This window comes from Citrobacter sp. FP75, assembly GCF_018342065.1.
Lineage (GTDB): Bacteria > Pseudomonadota > Gammaproteobacteria > Enterobacterales > Enterobacteriaceae > Citrobacter.
In genome coordinates, this window is the sequence record NZ_JAFDOE010000001.1 from 973,150 (window position 1) to 990,878 (window position 17,729).

The 17,729-nt window shown below is 51.5% G+C and carries 17 protein-coding genes; 9 read left to right on the plus strand and 8 right to left on the minus strand.

The window, feature by feature from the left end; translation table 11 throughout:
• Positions 1–28: 28 nt before the first annotated feature.
• Positions 29–2,104, plus strand: coding sequence for an oligopeptidase B (gene ptrB / locus JQ822_RS04820; protein ID WP_213132493.1), 2,076 nt, complete (start codon positions 29–31; stop codon positions 2,102–2,104).
• On the opposite strand, the gene exoX is transcribed toward ptrB, so the two are convergent.
• The 3 genes from exoX to JQ822_RS04835 all read right to left on the minus strand — a co-directional run bounded on the left by exoX (position 2,086) and on the right by JQ822_RS04835 (position 3,759).
• Positions 2,086–2,748: an exodeoxyribonuclease X gene (gene exoX / locus JQ822_RS04825; RefSeq protein ID WP_213132494.1), complete on the minus strand. Its 663-nt coding sequence runs from the start codon at positions 2,746–2,748 to the stop codon at positions 2,086–2,088. The two genes, ptrB and exoX, sit on opposite strands and share 19 nt — an antisense overlap.
• Positions 2,749–2,771: 23 nt before the next feature.
• Entirely contained in the window at positions 2,772–3,428 is a 657-nt protein-coding gene (locus JQ822_RS04830; protein ID WP_213132495.1) for a carbon-nitrogen hydrolase family protein, read from the minus strand.
• Positions 3,429–3,534: 106 nt separating this feature from the next.
• Entirely contained in the window at positions 3,535–3,759 is a 225-nt protein-coding gene (locus JQ822_RS04835; RefSeq protein WP_135322237.1) for a DNA polymerase III subunit theta, read from the minus strand.
• A gap of 144 nt (positions 3,760–3,903) precedes the next feature.
• Between JQ822_RS04835 and yobA the strand changes: the two genes are divergently transcribed.
• From yobA to pphA, 5 genes are all read left to right on the plus strand, one after another.
• On the plus strand, positions 3,904–4,278 hold the full coding sequence (gene yobA, locus JQ822_RS04840) for a CopC domain-containing protein YobA (RefSeq protein WP_213132496.1): 375 nt from the start codon (positions 3,904–3,906) through the stop codon (positions 4,276–4,278).
• A 4-nt stretch (positions 4,279–4,282) separates the two neighbouring features.
• Positions 4,283–5,155, plus strand: a complete 873-nt coding sequence (gene copD, locus JQ822_RS04845) for a copper homeostasis membrane protein CopD (protein WP_213132497.1) — start codon at positions 4,283–4,285, stop codon at positions 5,153–5,155.
• Between the two features lie 16 nt (positions 5,156–5,171).
• Entirely contained in the window at positions 5,172–5,510 is a 339-nt protein-coding gene (locus JQ822_RS04850; RefSeq protein WP_213132498.1) for a YebY family protein, read from the plus strand.
• A gap of 572 nt (positions 5,511–6,082) precedes the next feature.
• Entirely contained in the window at positions 6,083–7,363 is a 1,281-nt protein-coding gene (locus JQ822_RS04855; RefSeq protein ID WP_213132499.1) for a hypothetical protein, read from the plus strand.
• A 76-nt stretch (positions 7,364–7,439) separates the two neighbouring features.
• Positions 7,440–8,081, plus strand: a complete 642-nt coding sequence (pphA, locus tag JQ822_RS04860; RefSeq protein WP_213132500.1) for a protein-serine/threonine phosphatase — start codon at positions 7,440–7,442, stop codon at positions 8,079–8,081.
• On the opposite strand, the gene JQ822_RS04865 is transcribed toward pphA, so the two are convergent.
• The 5 genes from JQ822_RS04865 to yebS form a co-directional block, all read right to left on the minus strand.
• Positions 8,082–8,273, minus strand: a complete 192-nt coding sequence (locus tag JQ822_RS04865) for a YebW family protein (RefSeq protein WP_213132501.1) — start codon at positions 8,271–8,273, stop codon at positions 8,082–8,084.
• A gap of 102 nt (positions 8,274–8,375) precedes the next feature.
• A complete protein-coding gene (locus JQ822_RS04870; RefSeq protein WP_161959030.1) occupies positions 8,376–8,612 on the minus strand; it encodes a YebV family protein in 237 nt (78 codons plus the stop codon).
• 100 nt (positions 8,613–8,712) lie between these two features.
• Positions 8,713–10,134, minus strand: a complete 1,422-nt coding sequence (gene rsmF / locus JQ822_RS04875; RefSeq protein ID WP_342344227.1) for a 16S rRNA (cytosine(1407)-C(5))-methyltransferase RsmF — start codon at positions 10,132–10,134, stop codon at positions 8,713–8,715.
• 75 nt (positions 10,135–10,209) lie between these two features.
• Complete coding sequence (locus tag JQ822_RS04880; RefSeq protein ID WP_213132502.1) at positions 10,210–12,843, minus strand: PqiB family protein; 2,634 nt, start codon at positions 12,841–12,843, stop codon at positions 10,210–10,212.
• A complete protein-coding gene (gene yebS, locus JQ822_RS04885) occupies positions 12,812–14,095 on the minus strand; it encodes a membrane integrity lipid transport subunit YebS (protein WP_213132503.1) in 1,284 nt (427 codons plus the stop codon). The genes JQ822_RS04880 and yebS overlap by 32 nt, the downstream gene beginning before the upstream one ends.
• Before the next feature lie 128 nt (positions 14,096–14,223).
• Between yebS and JQ822_RS04890 the strand changes: the two genes are divergently transcribed.
• The 3 genes from JQ822_RS04890 to prc all read left to right on the plus strand — a co-directional run bounded on the left by JQ822_RS04890 (position 14,224) and on the right by prc (position 17,572).
• The gene (locus tag JQ822_RS04890) at positions 14,224–14,721 is read left to right on the plus strand and encodes a GAF domain-containing protein (RefSeq protein WP_213132504.1); all 498 of its coding nucleotides are present in this window, start codon (positions 14,224–14,226) and stop codon (positions 14,719–14,721) included.
• 96 nt (positions 14,722–14,817) lie between these two features.
• Positions 14,818–15,504: an RNA chaperone ProQ gene (gene proQ / locus JQ822_RS04895; RefSeq protein ID WP_135322174.1), complete on the plus strand. Its 687-nt coding sequence runs from the start codon at positions 14,818–14,820 to the stop codon at positions 15,502–15,504.
• A gap of 19 nt (positions 15,505–15,523) precedes the next feature.
• A complete protein-coding gene (gene prc, locus JQ822_RS04900; protein ID WP_213132505.1) occupies positions 15,524–17,572 on the plus strand; it encodes a carboxy terminal-processing peptidase in 2,049 nt (682 codons plus the stop codon).
• The last annotated feature ends 157 nt before the right edge of the window (positions 17,573–17,729 follow it).

Consider the following 17,729-nt stretch of genomic DNA (forward strand, 5'->3'; position numbering starts at 1 on the left):
TAGGATGTTTAAGCAAAAGAACAATGACATGCTACCCAAAGCTTCCCGTATTCCCCACGCCATGACGCAGCATGGCGACACCCGCGTTGATAATTATTACTGGTTGCGAGATGACACCCGCTCGCAACCAGAAGTGCTGGATTACCTGCAGCAAGAAAATGCCTGGGGTCGTCAGGTTATGGCCTCGCAGCAGGCGTTGCAGGATCGTGTGCTGAAAGAAATTATCGACCGTATCCCCCCGCAGGATGTTTCCGCGCCCTATGTGAAAAACGGTTTTCGCTACCGGCATATCTACGAACCAGGCTGCGAGTACGCCATTTACCAGCGCCAGTCTGCGCTCAGCGAAGAGTGGGACGCATGGGATACGTTGCTGGACGGGAACCAGCGCGCAGCCCACAGTGAGTTTTATACGCTGGGCGGTCTCGCAATATCCCCGGACAACGCTGTTATGGCGCTGGCTGAGGATTATCTCTCGCGTCGGCAATATGGCGTGCGCTTTCGCAATCTGCAAAGCGGTAACTGGTATCCGGAAGTCCTCGACAACGTTGAGCCTGAATTAGTCTGGGCAAATGACTCGCTAACCTTCTATTATGTGCGTAAGCATGAGACCACGTTGCTGCCATACCAGGTCTGGCGGCACACCGTCGGCTCGCCGTCATCCCAGGATCGGCTGGTCTATGAAGAGGCGGACGATATGTTTTATGTCAGTCTGCATAAAACGACCTCACAGCATTATGTGGTTATTCATATTGCCAGTGCGACTACCAGTGAAGTTCTGCTGCTTGACGCCGAGCTGGCCGATGCCGAACCGCTGGTTTTTTTAGCGCGGCGTAAAGATCATGAGTACAGCCTCGATCACTATCAGCACAACTTTTATCTGCGTTCTAATCGTGAAGGTAAAAACTTTGGTCTGTACCGTACCCGTGTGCGCGATGAACAAGCCTGGGAAGCGTTAATCCCGCCGCGAGCGAGCGTTATGCTGGAAGGGTTTACGCTGTTTACTGACTGGCTGGTTGTGGAAGAACGTCAGCGGGGTTTAACCAGTCTGCGACAGATCAACCGCAAAACGCATGAAGTAGCCGCGATCGCTTTTGACGATCCGGCCTATGTTACCTGGCTTGCTTATAACCCCGAACCGGAAACATCCCGGCTGCGTTATGGCTATTCATCAATGACGACGCCAGATACGCTCTTTGAGCTGGATATGGACACCGGAGAGCGGCGGGTGCTCAAACAGACGGAAGTCCCCGGTTTTGATGCGGCAAATTACCGTAGCGAGCACGTGTGGATCGCTGCGCGTGACGGCACAGAGGTGCCGGTTTCGCTGGTTTACCATCAGAAGCATTTCCAAAAAGGGAAAAATCCGCTGCTGGTATACGGTTATGGTTCTTATGGTGCCAGTATGGATGCTGATTTCAGTAGCGGCCGTTTGAGTCTGCTGGATCGCGGCTTTGTGTATGCCATTGCCCACGTTCGTGGCGGCGGTGAACTGGGGCAGCAGTGGTACGAAGACGGTAAGTTTTTACTCAAGAAAAACACCTTTAATGATTATCTCGACGTCTGCGATGCGTTGCTCAGGCAGGGGTACGGCTCACCTTCATTATGCTATGGCATGGGAGGAAGCGCCGGTGGGATGCTGATGGGCGTCGCCATCAACGAACGCCCGGAGTTGTTTCACGGAGTAGTTGCCCAGGTGCCATTTGTTGACGTGTTGACTACGATGCTGGACGAGTCGATTCCACTGACCACCGGGGAGTTTGAAGAGTGGGGCAATCCGCAGGATGCACAATATTACGCCTACATGAAAAGCTACAGCCCGTACGATAATGTCACCGCGCAGGTCTATCCGCATCTGCTGGTCACCACCGGGTTACACGATTCCCAGGTGCAATACTGGGAACCGGCAAAATGGGTGGCGAAACTGCGGGAGCTGAAAACGGACGATCATCTACTGTTGCTGTGTACGGATATGGACTCCGGGCACGGCGGTAAGTCTGGTCGCTTTAAATCGTATGAAGGCGTGGCCCTTGAGTTCGCCTTTTTGATTGGTCTGGCACAGGGGACGTTACCTGGTCACTCTGCCGTTCAGGCATTATCCAGATAATGTTTCAGCGTTAATCGCAGTTCCGGGCTCATGCTGTCAAGGTTATTAAACAGCCAGCGCAGATAGCCCGGATCGCGTTCGGCCACCTCGGAAACGGGTTTACCGCGATATTTACCGAAGGTAAATGTGGTTAACAGCGCAGGACGACCGGTGATGTCGACCATTTGCTCTGCCGACCAGCCTGAGGTGTTAATGATATCGATCAGCAGTGCCGCGGTAATATAGCAATCATAAAGCGCGCGGTGCTGATGCAAACCGACGGGCGTCTGTACGCTCAGCTTACGGGAGTTATACAACGCCATGTTGCTGTATTTGATCCCCGGCCACAGGCGGCGGGACAGTTTCATGGTGCAAATCCATTCACCGGGCATGTCAGGCAATACGCGACGATCGAAACTGGCATTGTGCGCAACGTACCACTCGCTGCCGTAATAATGTGAGATGACGTCTTCAATCCATGGCTTATCCGCCACCATGGCTTCCGTAATCCGATGAATCGCCATTGCCTGCGGGCTAATGGGACGGTCTGGTCGCACCAGGTGACTCATTGGATTAACAATTTTGCCATCAACCACATCGACAGAAGCGATCTCAACAATGCCTCCCTGCAGGCCGCAGGTTTCTGTATCTATTATGCGCAACATGCCATGCTCCTGGCCGAAAACGACTAGCGTAATGGAATGATATCGCCTTGCCAACCCTGAGAGGTGCGTTGACCGGTTAAGAGCAATGAACCACTGTCCGCACGCACAATTAAACGACCGCGTTCATCCCATAATGCGCTGCTGCCGCGCGCATTGGCCATCAGCACCGCAATGGCGAACTGATGTGAGAAATGTTGCAGGCGAGAGGTAGAGGAGAGGAGTTCAGGTTCGCTGACGCACTGACTGGTGGTAAATAGTGAAAACGCAGGGTCAATATCGATACCTTCCGGCTGGCTGTCGACGACGCTGATGGTTTTTCGCTGTCTGGCAATACAGGCACCATGACTCTGGTGAAACGTTAACGGTGACGTCATCCACGGAGAAAAAAGTGCGATACCTTTCACAAAACGTTCTTTATGTTCAACCGGTAACCCCACGATAATGGTCATGCGATACGTCATGGCGGCGTGGGCGAGGGGTTGCAACAGAGATTCATCGGGCGGGGCGGGAAGCTCATCGCGTTCATCAATACAGCCCAACAGAGACAGAGAGGGAAAAACCAACAACTCACATTGGCATTTTGCGGCGGCTCTGATGAACTGCAGGTGATGGGCGACGTGTTCAGTTAGTGATGATTGGAGCGGTTCGTACTGCGCTGCAGCGATTTTCCAGTGTGACATAATGACTTCCTTTTCATAGTGTCTACATTCATCTTTAAAGTATAGATTAAGAATATACTTATACTGTAGCAGTCATCATGTAAGGAATCGTAACGTATTATAAGTTTTATTTAACTTTCGGCTCGTAAGGTAAACGTGAGAGGGAAACGGACGCCAAACGATGCGCAATTAATCGTTCACGAAACCAGTCTCGCAAATGTTCAGGTTGCTCACGCTCGACGACTTCTGCAACAACAGGCATGTTATAGCGCTCTTTAAAGGCGACGCCCGCCGCAGCCAGGTCGACATTGACCTTATCCATTTCAGCTTGTTCGAGTTTGGCCAGATTCATGTGTTTCTCCTTATTGGTATCCCGTAGCGCGCAAAAGTTACTAAGAGTGTGCGTTAATGGCAAGCCTGAATTGATGATTCTCGACTCGTTCATTGTAGAAGGTTATTCTCTATAGATTAGACATAACAAAAAGGAATAGTTGATATGGCTTCATCTGCATCTACACTGCGCTCTGCTTTCATCGTATTCGCCAGCATTCTGGCAACACCCGCTGCATTGGCTCATGCTCACCTGACAAAACAAAGCCCGTCGGCTAATGCCGAGGTCGCGGCATCTCCCCAGGCGTTGACGCTGAATTTTTCTGAGGGTGTCGAACCGGGATTCAGCGGCGCAACGCTGACCGGCCCAAACAAAGAACAGATCAAAACGGGCAAGGCGACACGTAATGAACAGGACAAGACGCAACTGATCGTGCCAGTTGAACAGTCACTGGATGCCGGAAAGTATACGGTTGACTGGCATGTTGTGTCAGTGGATGGCCACAAGACGAAGGGACACTATACCTTTAGCGTGAAATAAAACGATGCTGGCATTCACCTGGGTTGCGCTGCGGTTTATCCATTTCACCTCTTTGATGCTGGTGTTTGGTTGTGCGCTGTATGGTGCCTGGCTGGCCCCCGTTTCGATGCGGCGTTTAATGATGCGCCGTTTTACGCGCCTGCAACGCCATGCCGCGACGTGGAGCTTTATCAGCGCGACGCTGATGCTGGTGGTCCAGGGGGGATTGATGGGTTCCGGCTGGCAGGACGTGATCGCCGTTGATATATGGGGGGCGGTCCTGCAAACGCAGTTTGGTGGCGTATGGCTGTGGCAAATTATCCTTGCCCTGGTCACGCTGGCGGTGACCCTTATTGTGCCGCGTAGCATGTCACGATTGCTGCTGATGCTGACGATTGCGCAGTTCATTTTATTAGCCGGTGTCGGACATGCGACGCTTCATGACGGTGCAACGCGGGCCATACAGCAACTTAACCATGCGCTGCATCTGGTCTGTGCTGCCGCCTGGTTTGGCGGTTTGCTGCCGGTTCTCTACTGTATGAGAATGGCCCAAGGTCGCTGGCGACAGCAGGCGATCGACACCATGATGCGTTTTTCCCGCTTTGGGCATCTTTTCGTTATTGGTGTCTTGCTCACCGGTATAGCGAACGGGCTGTTTATTGTTGGGTTGTCCTTCCCCTGGCACGCGGCCTATGGGCAACTGTTGTTGTTAAAATGTGTGCTGGTCGCGCTAATGGTGGCGATTGCGCTGGCGAACCGGTATCTTCTGGTACCACGTATGCAGCAGGATAACCGCTGCATGACTCTCTATTTTATTTGGATGACTAAGATTGAATGGGGAATAGGGGCCGCTGTGCTGGCGATTGTCAGCCTGTTTGCAACCCTGGAACCGTTCTGACGGACTGGCAAAAAGTATGAAAAAATTGATTATCTCGGTGTTACTGCTGGCAAGCTCAGGGGCGGCATTCGCTGCGCCGCAGGTCATTACCGTCAGTCGTTTTGAGGTTGGTAAAGACAAGTGGGCGTTTAACCGCGAAGAAGTGATGCTGACGTGTCGACCGGGTAACGCGCTGTATGTCATTAACCCGAGCACGCTGGTGCAATACCCGCTGAACGATATCGCCAGGCAGCAGGTTGAAAGCGGAAAAACTACCGCCAAGCCTATCGACATTATCCAGATTGACGATCCGGCAAAACCCGGCGAAAAAATGAGTCTTGCTCCGTTTATTGAACGCGCGGAAAAGCTCTGTTAATTGCCAGATGTATCGTTCTGATTTCCAATAAAAAACCGCAACGTTCTTGCAGAAGAACTTGCGGTTTTTGCGTTGTAGCGGGTGACAATCGTCCTTTTTTTCAGGCCACTTTGGTCGCGGACTGGAAAACCTGGCGCTGTCATCTATTCTTAAATGGCAGGGTAACTTAGCCTGCATTAATGCCAACTTTTAGCGCACGGCTCTCTCCCAAGAGCCATTTCCCTGGACCGAATACAGGAATCGTATTCGGTCTCTTTTTATCTGGCTTTAATTTCAGACAGTTATGGTTCCATGTCCGAAATTTGTCCGAGTTGTAATATTCGGCCTTTGTTCGTTATACCATACTGCTTTTAACATTCACACTTCATTTGCACAGAAAAAAATCAGATAGTGATACCCATTTTCTTCTCATATCCAGGCGTGTATCCGGCTTAAGCGTCAGCATTTCAGCTGGCGCTTGCTCACTGGAGGTTTGGACTCGCTTGTACCCATAGCGGTATAATTCTTCGTCAATGGGTGACGTCCTGACCTCTGATGCATGGACTCAGGTTCTCAATAAAGAGATATAAGAAATGGAAAAGTTAAAAGAAAGACTCGTGATGGAGATTGGTAGTGCTGAAGATCTCTCTGCATCATTAAAAATATATACCAGTTTCTATCTATTAATCCCAGAGTATAAATTTGTCTTTTCATCACCTAAAGGGCCATATCCGGGGTTTCAAACTAACAAAAAATTCGAGCATGGGGCATCTATACGTTCTTTATTCAATGATGAAAATGTTTTCGTTATGGACCCCAAAACTATAGAGGAAATGTTCAGTGATAAAGGCCACTCGACATTTAAAATAGATTACTCAATATCCCTTGATAGCCAGGCGTTAAGTTACCTCAGACCGTATATCAAAGGCAAAGTTTCTGGTCTGGATGATGACATTGAAGAAATATTCAAATTTATTTCTCATAAAAATACACAAGTAGACTCTGTACTATATGAGCTGGAGAACCTTGAAAATTTGGATGGGAAAGAAAGTCATCATAAAATATTCGATAAGTTGATGGGTTACGAATTTATAAAAGATGTTGATCTCATTAAGTCCGGGACTACCGGGATATTGACTTCAAAAATATCTCAAGGCGAGCTTTTTCTTAATACCGATAAACATTTTAGTTCACTACTTACTAAACACAAAGACTCTGAGTTCAGACGTGCGTTAAGATACCGATACGATAGCATATACGCTTATGTTCTTATGATGAGTATTATCCAAATCAAATCGCCAGCCAGAACGCTCAAGAATAAACTGATCGACCTGTTACGTTTTGCTGATACCAAAGTTGGTTTTTTGGCTACGAGAGAGCTAATTCTTGCAAGTGAGTTTTTTAAACGCGGGACTGAATTTAGATTTTTTAATAAGATACATAAGAAATCGAAAAATATGTGGCCAGCATTACAAGGTATGGCGTGGGACCTGACTCACTGTCGGTATTTAGAACAAGCTATCACGTTCAATACAGGAAATGATGAACGGTATTTTTTTCCGGGAATATTGAGCTGTGATAGAGGTTTTATTGAAGTGATGGAGCTCACGCCGCTTAAAGCTGTTGCATTTGATACCCAAGGCGGGCCACCGTTGCTCTTTTATCATGATAATGATGTAAAAAAAATCACCGGGGATATACCTGCGGTTAATGATTTCTATCAGCAATTGTGCAGTAAACAGAAAAGAGAGGAAAGAGCCAACGTGCGTAATGCTCCCACTTATGACCTGCACTATATGGTGACTGAGCTGGAAGAAGAACTTGAATCTGTTGCGCTTGTGCCTCGCCAACGCGCTGATAGCGCAGGGTCCTGATGCATGCCTCGGTCGTTCTGTTTTTACTGCTATGGTTTAATTTAGCTAAGTGCAATATGCGTATGCAGGAGGTCAAATGGGACACCCTGACAATATCTATCAACGAATCGAAGGTTCGCACTGGCGCCACGTCTGGGTGGTGGGCGATCTTCACGGCTGCTTCTCCCAATTGATGGATAAATTGCGGCAGTGCCGGTTTGATCCGTGGCAGGATCTGCTGGTTTCGGTGGGTGATGTGATTGACCGTGGACCTGACAGCCTGCGCTGTCTGCAGTTACTGCGCAAAAACTGGATGGTGGCGGTCAGGGGCAATCACGAGCAGATGGCGCTCGATGCCCTGGCGACGGGCGAGCAACTGTTATGGCAGATGAATGGAGGTGAATGGTTTACCCATGCCGTGCAACCCGCAGCGCGGCGCGCGCTTGAGGAGTGCCAGCAATTACCCTGGATTGTGGAACTACGCTGTCAGAATGGGTTACACGTTATTGCTCATGCCGATTACCCGGATGATGAATATCAGTGGCAGAAGAATGTCGATTTACAGCGGGTGTTGTGGGATCGCACGCGTCTGCTCAACAGGGCGGGCGGAATTCGTGGCGCGGATCATTTCTGGTTTGGTCATACGCCGCTGCGTCATCGTCTGGACGTAGACAACCTGCACTATATCGATACCGGTGCGGTATTTGGCGGCGAACTTACGTTGGTGCAATTACAATAATCAAAAATCGCTGTACTCTTGGGCAGGTTTCCAGAAGCTGTCGATGTAGCCATCCGCCGGCAAACATCCGCCGTTGCGAATACGCTGATCGTCCATCGAAATAAGGCACTGCTGCTCCGTATTGTAGACATCGACCACGATATCTTCACAACCGCCATCCAGGTAGCAAACAAAAAGAACCAGCGTGAACATTCCATCCTCAAATTGTACTGCCGTACCCATAGTGTAGAAGAGGTTGTTGCGAGGGGGAAATTAAGAAATAAATAACCCGCCTGGCGACGGGTTCTTTTTGAATCAGGCAAAACGCATGATCCAGGCATCTGACTTACGATCGTAGTGCTCACGGAATAGAACAGAATGTTCGCCATTAAGAAGGGCCGGGACGCTGGTATCGGCATCCCAGGCGTCCAACTGCATACATAAATCCGGATCGGATTTACACGGAATGGTTAACGTTCGGTCTCCCGGCGATTCGCCATGTAACTCGGCGTCGTCGATCTCAAAAGCGCCAATGCGCACACTGGTTTTCATCATCGTGCTCTCCGTTAGTTTACTGGTTGTGGTACGACCAGTTAGGTCGTCCATTTTTCAGCGTAGTCAACGTTAGCAAAAGCGCCAGTAAAAACGTGCGTTATCTGCTAAAGAGCTTACCATCCCGCACAAGATCGCGCGGATAGCTGTTTTTCAACCGTGAATTAATACGTTTTGCCAGCCCAATAGGCTGTCGCTGGAAAGTGACCAGCACGTCGTCTGTAGTTGGAACGGTTTGCGGGTAGACATCTCTGCCTCTATACCACTCTTCCGCTTCTTCGAGGGTCAGTTCGAACGCATTGCCGTGATGTGGGTTGGCGAGGGCGATGACGGCCTCATGCTGCCAGCGATAGCCTTTATTGTGGGTTTCAGCCAGCTTAATCCCGAGGCGGGAAAAGCGGACTTTACCAATGAGTGATTCAATCTCAACAGGGAACAACCAGATCTCTTTATCACGCTGCCAGAGGCGCAGATTGTCTTCCCACTGTAATCCGCTGGCATTAGCCGCTGCGGTGATTTGTGCGGTTTCGCGGCCTTTCAGCGGGCTGAACGGAAAATTGCCGACCTTATATTTCGGGGCGGGCAGAGCAGGGATAGCGGCTGTTTTACGCAAACGAGCGACGAAGAATCCTTCACAGTCGTAAATTTGCGGGAAGACATGCAGAAAACCTTCTGGCGTCAGCGCGCGTTCGGCTTCTGGGAACAAATCGCCCAAGGGGAGAAACTCCACGGCGTCCGGATAGGTTGTTATCAACCACTGCATGACAGATTCATTTTCATCACGGTTCAGCGTACAGGTGGAATACACCAGCGTGCCGCCGGGGCGCAGGGCATGAAACGCGCTGTCGAGCAGTTCGCGCTGAGTAGCAGCAATTTCCAGATTACTTTCTACCGACCAGTTCTTTAGCGCATCGGGATCTTTACGCATTACGCCTTCGCCGGAACACGGCGCGTCCAGCAGAATGGCATCGAAAGATTCCGGCAGCGCAGCACCAAACACGCGTCCGTCAAAATGGGTGAGGGCAACGTTAGCGATCCCGCAGCGGCTGATGTTGGCATGCAGCACTTTGACACGGCTGGCGGAAAACTCATTGGCCAGAATTGCGCCTTTATTGTTCATTCTCGCAGCGATTTGTGTGGTTTTCGAGCCTGGTGCTGCGGCGACGTCCATCACGCGATCCGGCATGTTACCCCTGGCAAACAGTGCGGCAACCGGCAGCATTGAGCTGGCTTCCTGAATATAAAATAGCCCACTCAAATGCTCAGCGGTGCTGCCCAGCGGCACTGACTCCTCATCGTCTCGCTCGATCCAAAAACCCTCTTCACACCAGGGAATCGGTGTGAGCGACCAGTCGTAAGGTGCGGTTAAGTCGAGGAAATCGGCAACGGAGATTTTCAGCGTATTAACGCGAATGCTGCGTCGTAACGGGCGCTGGCAGGCGGCGAGAAAATCATCGAAAGAGAGCGAAGAAGGCATTGCTTCCCGCATTTGAGTCAGAAAGGCGTCAGGAAAATAAGCCACTTGGTTACACCGGAAAAAAAACAGGCGCGCAGTGTAGCATATTTGCTCCGGCGCGAGTACGCCGGAGCAGGGTGATCAACGTGGCAGGGCGGTTCCCCATTCACGCCACTCTTTCGGTTCGCTTTCTAACAACAGGAAGTGTTTACCGGCCTGTGCTTTCGGCGCCAGTGGTGTACCCGGTGGGGTGGCGAAGGCAATACCGCCGCGAATGAACTGATTGAAGGTACCGGTCTTAACGACGCCGCCTGTCAAGCCAAAGTCGAGATTGTAGCCAGATGCAAGCCAGAACACGGAGTTGTTGCGCACCAGATGCTGGTAGCGCTGGCTGATGCGCATGGCAACCATCACACGATCGGAAAGCGAGCCCAGCGTCAGCCCGGTGACGGTACCCACTTCAATGCCCCTGAACAGAACGGGCGTGCCGATATTCAGCGAACCGGCTTCCGATGCTTCGACCACGATGCTCAGACCATCAAGATAACGCGAGTCGGTAATGGTGGCTTCCTGCAACTCAAAATCACGGCGCGGATTCCCACGACCCGGCTCCACGTTAATGTAAGGCTGTAAGATCGTATCCAGGTGCTCCACGCCCGCTGCAGAGATTTGCGGGGTAATAACCGAGAAGCGTGTCCCGCTGCGCGCAAATGTCTGGACATATTCCGGGTACAGTACCGCCTTCGCCTGCACTTCGTTGCGCGCGGTGATAAGCTCCAGGGTCTGGATCTGACCGATATCGATGCCCAGATAGCGAATTGGCATGCCTGCGGCGAGCTTACCGGCGTCAAAGGCGTGCAGGGTAATTTGTCCCCCCACAGCACGTGCGGCGGTTTCTGAGGCGTACAGGATCCGCTTGTCTCCTTTGCGCTGGCTGGCGCTGGCGCCGCTCAGATTGTCGAAGCTAATCGCACCTTTTAACGCGCGTGACAAAGGTGACGCCTGTACGGTCAGGCCGCTACCGTTAAGCTGGACTTTTGCGCCACCTTCCGCCCAGAACACGCTGTTGTTGGTCAACAGGTTGCGGTATTCCGGTTTAATATGCAGATCGATATCAAACGCGTCGGCGCGGGGGCGAACGCTAATGACCTCACCCACCTCGAATTTACGGTATAACACCACTGAACCGGCCTGAACGTCGGGTAGCGTTTCGGCGCGCAGGCTGAGCGTGGTGGTGGGCAGATCGCTCAGGCTATTTTCAATCGCCTTTTCCAGATTGGCATACAGCGGGTAGCTGCTTTTCATTTCACCCTTGGTGCCGGGTAAAATTCGGATACCACCGCTGATCCATTCGCTGGCGCTGGCACCTAAGAACTCCACGCCGTCAATGCCTACTTTGACGTCAACCCGGCTGTTGACCACAAATTTGCTGTCACCTTGTACCAGGTCGCGATGCTGGGGTTCGATGGCGACGGTAAAGGAGACGCCTTTGCTGGACAGCGTACGCTCAATCACCTGGCCAACCTGGACACCGTGCAGGATCAGCGGTTGACCCTCCTCAATGCCGTAGCTTTCCGGCGCGGTCAGGGTGAGCGTCATCACGCCCGGATCGTGCAGTAAGGATTTTTCGCCGGGAACCACCACAAACTGGCTGCGTGGTTCGCCCTCGCCGGGGACCAGTTCGAAGGTTTTACCGGTTAACAGCGAGCTGAGGTTCGCATCACTCAACGACAATTTGGGACTGTGCAGTTCTATGCGCGTGTTGTCTCGTAGTAACGAGACGACGCTCGGATCAACCGTCATTTCGCCGGTGACTTTGCCGCCCGGGATCAGTTCCAGTTTCGTCAGTTCACCGACCTCCAAACCCTGGTACATCAGTGATGTTGAACCTGCTTTTAGCCCATCGCCGCTGGGTAATTCCAGCTTCACGATTACGCCGCGCTGGCTGTGCGCGAGGTCCTGATACAGGCCAAAGGTGTCGTCTGCGGCAGCCGGTTGCGAATCTTCCGGCGAATCAAAGGCGATAGTACCGTTGACCAGCGCGGCCAGGCTTTCCAGTTTGACCTTCGCCCCGCTGAGGCTGATATCCGCATTGACGCCAGACACATTCCAGAAACGGCTGCCTTTTTTTACCAGATTAGTAAATCGGCGCTCAATCAGTACGTCTATGGTCACGCCCTGATTGTTGGGGTTAATGGTGTAGTCATACACCCGGCCCACGGGTATTTTGCGGAAATACACCAGCGAACCGCTATTTAGAGAGCCGAGATCGGGCGCATGCAGATGTAGCATCAAATCGCCGTTATTCAGACGGTACTTTGGCTGCGTATCCAGTGCGACGAAATGATCTTTCGGCTCTCCGGTTCCGGGCATCATGCCGATATAGTTCCCACCGACCAGCGCATCGAGTCCGGAGACCCCTGCCAGCGATGCTTTCGGCGTCACCAGCCAGAACTGCGTATCTTTACGCAGGGCATCCTTCATGCTGGATTTGATGCTGACGCGAACTTCAATCTTGCGCAGATTTTTGCTGAGACTGATATCCTGCACCGTGCCAACTTCGACACCCTGGTAGCGAACGGGCGTTCGGCCTGGCACAATACCGTCTGCAGACATAAAGTCGATAGTGACGGTGTTGCCGCGATCTTCATAGCTTCCCCAGATCAGCCACCCGGCGATCATCAGCGCGATGAAAGGCAGCAGCCAGAACGGAGATATGCGGCGTTTTGTTTTAATCTGCGCTTCAGTCTGCGAAGCGGGCGTTTCCTGACTCATGTGCATCCCAAAGTAAGCGGCTGTCCAGCCATTCCACAGCAAGAATAGTCAAAATTACCGCCGCGCCGAAATAAAACGCAGCCGGTCCCATAGTAAAAGCAAGTATCTGGTCACGATTAATCAGCGACATGGTTAAGGCGATAACAAACAGATCCAACATCGACCAGCGGCCGATCCACGTCACCAGGCGCAGCAGCAAAATGCGAGCGCGTAAGCCCTGTTCACATTTAAAATGGATGCTAATCAATAGCGTAAGCATCACAATCACTTTAGTGAAAGGCACCAGAATACTGGCAATAAAGACGATTGCCGCGACGCCAACATTGCTATTTGCCAGCGACATAATACCGGACAGTATGGTGTCTTCCTGCCGGGAACCGTTGACGTAAATGATGGAGATAGGCAGCAGATTAGCAGGCAGTAGCAGGACAATCGAGGCCAGCAGCGCGGCCCAGCACTTTTGTATGCTTTGATTCCTGCGCCAGCGCAACGGAATATGACAGCGAGGGCAGCGACCTCGGGCGTCTGAATAACCTGTAAAGTGGCAGCCGAGGCACACGCGAAGCTGCTCATCTGGGCGTCGTGCGGGTCTTTGCGGGTAAAAACGGTCCCACAACTGTTCTACATTAAGGTGTGACAGCGTCAGAATACTGAGGATCACCAGCGCAAAAAAAGCATACAGCCCCACGCCGGGTAGCAGGAAAGCATAGTCCTGCACTTTAATTGAAGCGACGCCAATACCCACCAGGTAAATATCAAGCATGACCCACTCTTTGAGCCTTTCCAGCATCAGCAGGACCGGGCGCAGGTTCATACCGAGTATGTTACCCAACCACAGATACGCAATTGAGGAGACAAGTATTATCGGTGCGCCCATCACGCAAAATAGCACAAAGGACGCGGTTAGCGGATCGCCCTGGCGGGTCATTTGCCAGATGCCCTGAACCACATTGGCATCAATGCGAATACCTAATAAATAGATGTGTAATAGCGGCTCTCCCCAGGCAAACGGCATCAGCAGCAGCATGGTGAAGGCCATTGCCGCCAGCCGCGTCAACGACCAGTCGCGTCCGTCACGGATTTTTGCCTGGCAGCGGGGACAGTATGCACTTTGGTTCGAACGCATTTTCGGCAAGCTAAATAGCATGTCGCATTCGGGACAGCGATGATAGTGCGCGCGGGGTAGCGCCTCACCGACAGACCTGATCGCTATTTTTTTGGATGGCTTGATGCGTGGAGTATTTAGGGCCATGTATCGCGGATCAAAGTGTTAGAGTAATGTTATCTTAACTCATGACGGGAATGATCTTGAGCATTAACGCATTTAATGTTTATTTTAGTAGGCTGCAGTTTTAAGTAAGACAACTAAGTGATTACATAATGAACAAAATAGAGCTATACACGGATCTGAACCGTGATTTTCGCGCATTAATGGCAGGTGAAACCAGTTTTCTGGCAACGCTGGCGAATACCAGCGCCTTGTTGTACGAGCGTCTTTCAGATGTGAACTGGGCCGGTTTTTATCTGCTCGAGAACGACACGCTGGTGCTTGGCCCCTTCCAGGGAAAGATCGCCTGCGTGCGTATCCCTGTCGGGCGTGGCGTGTGTGGTACTGCGGTGGCGCAGAACCTGGTTCAGCGCATTGAGGACGTTCATGCCTTTGACGGGCACATTGCTTGCGATGCCGCCAGCAATGCTGAAATCGTTCTGCCGATCACGGTCGAAAATCAGATAATCGGCGTGCTGGATATTGATAGCACGGCGTTTGGTCGGTTTACCGAAGAAGATGAACAGGGGCTGCGTACGCTTGTGGCACAGCTTGAAACCGTGCTTGCAATGACGGATTACAAAAAATTCTTTGCGACCGTCGCAGGATAATCAACGGATAACGTAGCAATTACTGATGGCGTCATTATAATGACGCCTGTTCATGCCTGCGCTTGTTGGCTACGTCCGTTGTAATCAGGAAATTTCATGGAAAATCAACCTAAGTTGAATAGCAGTAAAGAAGTTATCGCGTTTCTGGCCGAACGCTTCCCGCAGTGTTTTAGTGCGGAAGGCGAAGCGCGCCCGCTGAAAATTGGCATTTTTCAGGATCTGGTAGAGCGTGTTGAGGGTGAAATGAACCTCAGCAAAACACAGCTTCGTTCTGCCTTACGTCTCTACACTTCAAGCTGGCGTTATCTGTATGGCGTTAAGCTGGGCGCAACGCGTGTCGATCTCGACGGCAACCCATGCGGTGAGCTGGATGAGCAGCACGTTGAACATGCGCGTAAACAGCTTGAAGAAGCAAAAGCCCGCGTTCAGGCGCAACGTGCCGAACAACAGGCGAAAAAACGCGAAGCGGCCGCTGCTGCTGGTGAAAAAGAAGGCGCACCGCGTCGCGAGCGTAAGCCGCGTCCTGCTCCGCGTCGTAAAGAAGGCGCAGAGCGTAAACCTCGCGCTGAAAAACCGGCCGCTCAAGCACCGCGTGCTCCTCGCGAAGAACAGCATACCCCAGTGTCTGATATTTCAGTGCTGAAGGTAGGGCAGTCCTTAAAGGTGAAAGCAGGTAATAATGCGATGGATGCCACCGTATTAGAAATCACCAAAGATGGCGTCCGTGTACAGCTGAATTCGGGTATGTCTTTGATTGTACGCGCAGAACACTTGGTGTTCTGAAACGGAGGCCTGGCCTGGCATGAACACTTTTTTTAGGCTTACTGCGTTAGCTGGTCTGCTTGCATTAGCAGGCCAGGCACTCGCTGTGGAAGACATCACGCGTGCCGATCAACTCCCCATACTAAAGGAAGAAACGCAGCACGCGACGGTGAGCGAACGTGTTACATCGCGCTTTACGCGTTCACATTATCGCCAGTTCGATCTGGATCAGGCGTTTTCGGCAAAAATTTTTGACCGCTATCTGAATCTGCTCGACTACAGCCATAACGTGCTGCTGGCGAGCGATATAGAGCAGTTCGCCAAAAAGAAAACCGTCCTCGGCGATGAACTGCGTACGGGCAAGCTGGATGTCTTTTACGATCTCTACAACCTGGCGCAAAAGCGCCGGTTTGAACGTTACCAGTACGCGTTAAACGTGCTGGCACGTCCAATGGATTTCACCGGTAACGACACGTTTAACCTCGATCGCAGCAAGGCCCCGTGGCCAAAAAGCGAAGCTGAGTTAAACGCCTTGTGGGACGGTAAGGTTAAATTCGATGAACTTAGCCTGAAACTGACCGGTAAAACCGATGCTGAAATTCGCGAAACGCTGACCCGTCGCTACAAATTTGCTATTCGCCGTCTGGCGCAGACCAACAGTGAAGATGTGTTCTCATTGGCGATGACGGCGTTCGCGCGCGAAATAGACCCGCATACCAACTACCTGTCTCCGCGTAACACCGAGCAGTTCAATACTGAAATGAGCCTGTCTCTGGAAGGTATTGGCGCGGTTCTGCAAATGGATGATGACTATACCGTCATTAACTCTATGGTGGCGGGCGGCCCGGCAGCCAAGAGCAAGGCGATAAGCGTAGGCGATCGTATTGTTGGCGTCGGACAGTCGGGCAAAGGCGTGGTCGATGTGATTGGCTGGCGTCTTGATGACGTCGTCGCGCTGATCAAAGGACCGAAGGGCAGCAAGGTTCGTCTTGAGATCCTGCCCGCTGGCAAAGGCACTAAAACGCGTACCGTTACGCTAACGCGCGAACGTATTCGTCTTGAAGACCGCGCCGTTAAAATGTCGGTCAAAACCGTTGGCAAAGAGAAAGTCGGCGTACTGGATATTCCTGGTTTCTATGTTGGTCTGACGGATGACGTCAAAGTTCAACTGCAGAAGCTGGAAAAACAGAACGTGAGCAGCGTGATTATCGATCTGCGCACCAACGGTGGTGGCGCACTGACCGAGGCCGTTTCGCTTTCCGGTCTGTTTATCCCTTCCGGTCCGGTTGTTCAGGTACGTGACAATAACGGTAAAGTGCGCGAAGACAGCGATACTGACGGTGTTGTTTACTATAAAGGTCCGTTGGTGGTACTGGTTGATCGCTTCAGTGCCTCGGCATCCGAGATTTTTGCAGCGGCAATGCAGGATTATGGCCGTGCGTTGATCGTCGGTGAACCGACCTTTGGTAAAGGCACCGTGCAGCAGTACCGTTCTCTGAACCGTATCTACGATCAGATGCTGCGTCCGGAATGGCCTGCGCTGGGTTCCGTTCAGTACACTATCCAAAAATTCTACCGCGTTAACGGTGGCAGCACGCAGCGTAAGGGCGTGACGCCGGATATCATCATGCCGACAGGCAATGAAGAAACCGAAACCGGTGAGAAGTTTGAAGATAACGCCTTGCCGTGGGATAGCGTCGATGCGGCAACCTATGAGAAGTCAGATAATTTAACGCCGTTTGGCCCTGAATTACTGAAAGAGCATAATGCGCGTATCGCCAAAGATCCTGAATTCCAGTACATCATGAAGGATATTGCCCGTTTCAATGCCCTGAAAGATAAGCGCAACATCGCGTCTCTTAATTTTGCTCAACGTGAGAAAGAGAACAACGAAGATGATGCCCTGCGTCTGGCGCGTATCAACGATCGCTTTAAGCGTGAAGGAAAACCGCTGCTGAAGAAACTGGACGATCTGCCGAAGGATTACCAGGAGCCGGATCCGTATCTGGATGAGACGGTGAAAATCGCGCTCGACCTGGCGCATCTTGAAAAAGAGAAGCCAGCGGAACAGCCCGCAACCAGTCAGTAATCTCCAACAGGCACAAGAAATTGTGCCTGTTTTTTTTAACAACTACATGAAGTCGTCAGTCTGATACGATAAAATGTAAAGTTGTGTCTTTCTGGTGACTTAGCACGTATGCATGCTTGAAAATAGCCGTAAGACCCATACGATATGGGTAATCGCA

Bases quoted from the DNA above. Each gene is read 5' to 3' on its own strand.
- prc (WP_213132505.1), top strand. From the start codon at position 15,524: ATGAACACTTTTTTTAGGCTTACTGCGTTAGCTGGTCTGCTTGCATTA.
- JQ822_RS04890 (WP_213132504.1), top strand. From the start codon at position 14,224: ATGAACAAAATAGAGCTATACACGGATCTGAACCGTGATTTTCGCGCA.
- JQ822_RS04835 (WP_135322237.1), bottom strand. From the start codon at position 3,759: ATGAATCTGGCCAAACTCGAACAAGCTGAAATGGATAAGGTCAATGTC.
- JQ822_RS04830 (WP_213132495.1), bottom strand. From the start codon at position 3,428: ATGTCACACTGGAAAATCGCTGCAGCGCAGTACGAACCGCTCCAATCA.
- proQ (WP_135322174.1), top strand. From the start codon at position 14,818: ATGGAAAATCAACCTAAGTTGAATAGCAGTAAAGAAGTTATCGCGTTT.
- exoX (WP_213132494.1), bottom strand. From the start codon at position 2,748: ATGTTGCGCATAATAGATACAGAAACCTGCGGCCTGCAGGGAGGCATT.
- yebS (WP_213132503.1), bottom strand. From the start codon at position 14,095: ATGGCCCTAAATACTCCACGCATCAAGCCATCCAAAAAAATAGCGATC.
- JQ822_RS04865 (WP_213132501.1), bottom strand. From the start codon at position 8,273: ATGTTCACGCTGGTTCTTTTTGTTTGCTACCTGGATGGCGGTTGTGAA.
- JQ822_RS04880 (WP_213132502.1), bottom strand. From the start codon at position 12,843: ATGAGTCAGGAAACGCCCGCTTCGCAGACTGAAGCGCAGATTAAAACA.
- JQ822_RS04850 (WP_213132498.1), top strand. From the start codon at position 5,172: ATGAAAAAATTGATTATCTCGGTGTTACTGCTGGCAAGCTCAGGGGCG.
- ptrB (WP_213132493.1), top strand. From the start codon at position 29: ATGCTACCCAAAGCTTCCCGTATTCCCCACGCCATGACGCAGCATGGC.
- copD (WP_213132497.1), top strand. From the start codon at position 4,283: ATGCTGGCATTCACCTGGGTTGCGCTGCGGTTTATCCATTTCACCTCT.
- JQ822_RS04855 (WP_213132499.1), top strand. From the start codon at position 6,083: ATGGAAAAGTTAAAAGAAAGACTCGTGATGGAGATTGGTAGTGCTGAA.
- JQ822_RS04870 (WP_161959030.1), bottom strand. From the start codon at position 8,612: ATGAAAACCAGTGTGCGCATTGGCGCTTTTGAGATCGACGACGCCGAG.
- yobA (WP_213132496.1), top strand. From the start codon at position 3,904: ATGGCTTCATCTGCATCTACACTGCGCTCTGCTTTCATCGTATTCGCC.
- pphA (WP_213132500.1), top strand. From the start codon at position 7,440: ATGGGACACCCTGACAATATCTATCAACGAATCGAAGGTTCGCACTGG.